This is a genomic window from Nocardioides antri (assembly GCF_008373765.1).
Taxonomy (GTDB): Bacteria; Actinomycetota; Actinomycetes; order Propionibacteriales; family Nocardioidaceae; genus Nocardioides; species Nocardioides antri.
The window spans coordinates 1-274 of the sequence record NZ_VUJW01000031.1; the positions used below are offsets into that span (position 1 = coordinate 1).

1 protein-coding gene is annotated in these 274 nt (G+C 77.0%); it reads right to left on the reverse strand.

Features of this window, described 5'->3' with window-relative positions; all coding sequences use genetic code 11:
• Window positions 1-274 (reverse strand): aminotransferase class I/II-fold pyridoxal phosphate-dependent enzyme (locus tag F0U47_RS21440; protein WP_368666154.1); only part of this gene is annotated, 274 nt, incomplete at both ends.

Below are 274 nucleotides of genomic sequence, written 5' to 3' on the forward strand. Positions count from 1 at the left end.
GCGAGGCGGCCGAGCAGCTCGACGAGCCGGTCGGTCGCCTCGGGCTCTCCCACGCTGACCCGCACGCCCTCGCCGGCGAACGGACGTACGGCGATGCCCGCCTCCCCCGCGGCGGCGGCGGGCTCGGCCGTCCGCTCGCCGAGGTCGAACCACACGAAGTTGCCCTGTGGCTCGGGGACCCACCAGCCGGCGGCAGTGATCCCGGCGACCAGCCGGTCCCGCTCCGCGACGGGGGACTCGACCCGCGCGAACAGCTCGTCCTCGGAGGCGAGCG